Annotated in this window: 4 protein-coding genes and 1 pseudogene; all 5 read left to right on the top strand. The window is 59.2% G+C overall.

The genetic code is table 11. From position 1 onward, the window contains the following. Window positions 1-229, top strand: a pseudogene (locus tag AWB74_RS43525) (hypothetical protein); the annotation flags it as partial. Between the two features lie 37 nt (window positions 230-266). After that, window positions 267-1,022 (top strand): superoxide dismutase, encoded by a 756-nt coding sequence (locus AWB74_RS43520; RefSeq protein WP_235024941.1) that lies wholly within the window; start codon window positions 267-269, stop codon window positions 1,020-1,022. Next, a complete protein-coding gene (locus AWB74_RS43515) occupies window positions 1,019-2,260 on the top strand; it encodes an MFS transporter (RefSeq protein WP_061152663.1) in 1,242 nt (413 codons plus the stop codon). Before AWB74_RS43520 ends, AWB74_RS43515 begins: the two co-directional genes overlap by 4 nt. Next, window positions 2,257-3,297: a YncE family protein gene (locus tag AWB74_RS43510; protein WP_061152662.1), complete on the top strand. Its 1,041-nt coding sequence runs from the start codon at window positions 2,257-2,259 to the stop codon at window positions 3,295-3,297. The genes AWB74_RS43515 and AWB74_RS43510 overlap by 4 nt, the downstream gene beginning before the upstream one ends. A gap of 79 nt (window positions 3,298-3,376) precedes the next feature. Further along, window positions 3,377-3,736: a COG4315 family predicted lipoprotein gene (locus AWB74_RS43505; protein ID WP_061152661.1), complete on the top strand. Its 360-nt coding sequence runs from the start codon at window positions 3,377-3,379 to the stop codon at window positions 3,734-3,736. The last annotated feature ends 203 nt before the right edge of the window (window positions 3,737-3,939 follow it).

Here is a 3,939-nt window from a genome sequence, read left to right as displayed (position 1 = left end):
CCCAGCTTCTAGGATCACGATGAGTGTCCTGACTGGAAGCTTCATCCGCCTTGCACACAAAAATTTGGACAGTCCCCGCTCGATTGTTGACTGGCCAACCGCGCTGCTCGCCGTTGCCACAGTTCTGCTGTTGTGGCGCTTCAGGAAGCTGCAAGAGCCTGTCATCGTCGCGACGGCAGCGCTCATCGGTTTGGCCGTCTTTCCGCTCTATCACCTGTACGCGCACTGAGCGGCGGTGCGCGCATCTGAGCTACTCGGAGTACATCATGGCAACTCGGCGCACTTTCATTCAAGACACTGCTGCTGTCGGCGCAGGTCTGCTGATGACAAACGCGCATTCAGCGGACGCGACCGAGCGCGCTGGCTATGTTGACAAGTTGACCGATACGGACGGCAAGTATGCCGCCGCTCCGCTACCGTACGCCTACGATGCGCTCGAACCGATCATTGACGCACGCACTGTCGAACTGCACTACAACTTCCACCACAAGCCTGCGGTGGCAGCGGCGAACAAGGCAGAGGATGGACTGGCCAAGGCACGCGACACAAACGACTTCGCGCTCGTGAAGCATCATGAAAAGGAACTCGCTTTTCAGCTTTCGAGCCACATCTTGCATACCGTGTACTGGACGAGCATCTCGGGTAAGGGCGGAGAACCTAGGAACGAACTGGCGAAAGCAATCGACAGAAGTTTCGGCTCGTATGCAAAGTTCAAAGCACAGCTCGTCGCTGCCACGATCGCGACCGAGGCCTCGGGATGGGGTGTAGTGGGTTATCACCCGGCCATGGACAAGGTCATGATCCTCCAGTGCGAGAACCATCAGAAGCTCACAGCCTGGGGCATCCAGCCGATCCTTGTGCTCGATGTTTTCGAGCACGCTTACTACTTGAAATATCAGAACCGCCGCAACGATTACGTCAATCAGTTTTTCAATATCGTGAATTGGGACAACGCGTCCATGAGACTCCAGGCGGCGATGCCTGCGCGCTGTGGCGCACGCGCGCCGGAGGCATTGCGATGATTCCTGCCATCACTCGCTTCTCGTCGAGATTTGAACTTCCGGGCGTCACCCCCGGCGTTTGGCGACTGCTCGCAGCGCGAAGTCTGCGCGGCTTTTGCGATGGATTCATTGCCGTGTTGCTCCCTGCGTACCTTCTCGCGCTCGGTATGTCGACCCTATCGGTCGGGCTCGTCAGCACGTCGACCCTGCTTGGATCCGCAATCGCGACGATCGTGGTCGGCTTGGTGGGCAATCGCTACTCGCGCCGATCGCTGCTGTTAATCGCTGCCGTGGTAATGACGGCAACGGGCGTCGGCTTTCTTAGCTTTTCGACACTATGGCCGCTGCTCGTGGTGGCATTCGTCGGCACAATGAATCCGAGTGCGGGCGATGTCAGTCTGTTTCTACCGATCGAACATGCATGTCTCGCCGAAGCATCGCAGGCGCAGGCACGTACAGCATTGTTCGCGCGCTACAGCCTCGTTGGCGCGCTGTCCGGCGCGCTGGGGGCGCCGCTGGCTGGCGTCCCCGACTGGATCGCCGCGCATTTCGGAGTGTCAGCACTGTCGGCCATGCGGGGCATGTTCATGGTGTATGCGCTTTCGGGCCTTGCGATCCTCGTCCTGTATCTTTACATGCCGCCGCATCAGCAAGTTACCACCACAATTCGCACCTCGTTAGGACCCTCGCGCTGGATAGTCATGCGCCTTGCGATGCTTTTCAGCGTCGATGCCTTTGCTGGAGGATTGGTGGTCAACGCGCTGCTGGCGCTGTGGCTCATTGCGCGGTTCGATCTTTCGATCGGCGGGGCAGGGGAATTCTTCTTCTGCACAGGACTATTGAGCGCAGGCTCGCAACTCGCAGCCGCACCGCTAGCGCGCAGGATCGGCCTGTTGAATACGATGGTATTCACGCATATCCCGTCGAGCCTGTGTCTTATCGCGGCGGCCTTCATGCCGTCACTGCAGCTGGCGCTGCTAATGCTGCTTCTACGGAGCGCGCTGTCCCAACTCGACGTACCCACGCGCAGCGCCTATGTCATGTCCGTCGTCACGCCATCGGAACGCGCTGCCGCAGCAAGTTTGACCGCAGTGCCACGTAGCCTCGCCGCAGCCATTGCCCCGACTATTGCCGGCGGTTTGATCGGACTAGGTTGGCTTGAAGCGCCGCTGATTGCATGCGGCGCACTCAAGATCATCTACGACCTGGCGCTGCTCGCCGCGTTTCGACATGTACGTCTCGAGGGAGACCGTTCATGAACCCATTGCAACAGATTCGGCAGCTTGGCTCTCTTATCGGCGCAGCGCTGCTGGCTGCTTCAATCGTTGTGTTCTTGCTGCCTCGCGTCGGGGCAGCAGCGGGCCAAGGTACAGCGGTGCAACTTCCGCTTCAGCGTGTTGCGGACATTCCGATGCCGGGCCGGACGTCTCGTTTCGATTATGCAAGTGGTGATCTCGAACGTCATCTTTTGATGATTGCCCACTTGGGCGACGGAGAGATAGTCGTCTTTGATACGCAAGAGGCGCGTGTCACGGCCACCATAAAGAACATCGCCGCCGTGCATGGCGTGCTCGTTGTTCCGGAGTTGTCGCGGGCGTTTGCGTCGGCGACCGGAACGAACGAGATCGTCGCAATCGACGAGAAGACGCTGAAGGTTGTCGCTCGAATGCCGGGAGGTGTGTATCCCGACGGCATGGCCTATGCGCCTGATGTGCACAAGCTTTATGTATCCGACGAGACGGGAAAGACTGAGACCGTCATCGACGTGTCAACGAACCGGCGCGTGAAGACCATCGCGCTGGATGGCGAGGTCGGCAACACGCAATACGATCCGGTCTCGCGGCATATCTTTGTCAACGTTCAGACGCGCCGGCAGCTGGTCGAAATTGACCCATCGACGGATGCAATCGTCGCGCGCATCGACTTGCCCGGAGCTGACGGGAATCACGGCTTGCTCATCGCGCCGCAATCACGACTGGCATTCATCGCGTGTGAGGGGAACAGCAAAATGCTGGTGCTCGACATGCGAACGGAGCGCGTGTCGCAATCGTTCGACGTGGGGCGAGATCCCGACGTGCTTGCGCTCGATGCTTCGGCACGCACGGTGTATGTTGCTGGCGAAGCAGGTGTCGTATCGATGTTCCGTTATGACGGGACCCGTGTCACGAAAGCGGGCGAAAGCTTTCTGGGACCGAACGCCCACGTCGCGTACGTCGATGCGGTGACGCATCGATCGTACTTCCCTCTCAAGAACCTCGAAGGTCATCCGACGCTGCGCATCATGGCGCCGAAGTGACGATGACACCGCTTGGAGAGGGGGAGCGCGCGCAGACTGATGAGCGTGCGTTCAATTGATGTCAGAAAGGAGAACGGACATGAAGGCGTTTATCGGTATTGTGGTGATTTCGGCGGCCACTTCGGCGTTTGCTGCGCCACCTCACGTGAGCGATGGCCGGCTTGTTGATGAGCATGGGATGACGCTCTACGCTTTTGGAGGGCAACGAGCACCAGACGCCAAATCATGCGAAGGTGACTGTGCGCGGAACTTTCCGCCCGCGCTCGCGAGCCCGGACGATAAGGCTTCGGGCGCGCTGCAGTTGGTCGATACAGGCAACGGTCAACGTCAATGGACCTACGGAGGAAAGCCGTTGTATCGCGGCATGATGGATAAAAAGCCAGGTGACCGCGCAGGCGACGGCCTGAATACTGTTTGGCACAGTGTTCAGCCACACTAACGCGAGGCGAGATTCTCGTGAACTCGCGCAACCGACTATGTGATCCAATTGCCTGTGTGAGGGTCCGTTAAGGCCTTGGAAGTGGACATAGACAATCCTCATAGTCCGACGGCCGCATAGGGTCGAAGGACTAAACCGCTCGCGCGGTAGGGGCTACGGTCCGACGCTGGTGGTCAGTGAGAGGCCGGTCACCCGGCTTTATG

The organism is Caballeronia arvi (assembly GCF_001544695.2).
In the GTDB taxonomy this organism is placed as follows: Bacteria; Pseudomonadota; Gammaproteobacteria; order Burkholderiales; family Burkholderiaceae; genus Caballeronia; species Caballeronia arvi.
Note: the sequence above shows the minus strand (reverse complement) of the source record. Positions and strands in the feature narration are given on the sequence as shown.

What these genes read in the sequence shown, in the direction of transcription:
- AWB74_RS43520 (WP_235024941.1), top strand. Translation starts at nt 267, where the DNA reads ATGGCAACTCGGCGCACTTTCATTCAAGACACTGCTGCTGTCGGCGCA.
- AWB74_RS43515 (WP_061152663.1), top strand. Translation starts at nt 1,019, where the DNA reads ATGATTCCTGCCATCACTCGCTTCTCGTCGAGATTTGAACTTCCGGGC.
- AWB74_RS43510 (WP_061152662.1), top strand. Translation starts at nt 2,257, where the DNA reads ATGAACCCATTGCAACAGATTCGGCAGCTTGGCTCTCTTATCGGCGCA.
- AWB74_RS43505 (WP_061152661.1), top strand. Translation starts at nt 3,377, where the DNA reads ATGAAGGCGTTTATCGGTATTGTGGTGATTTCGGCGGCCACTTCGGCG.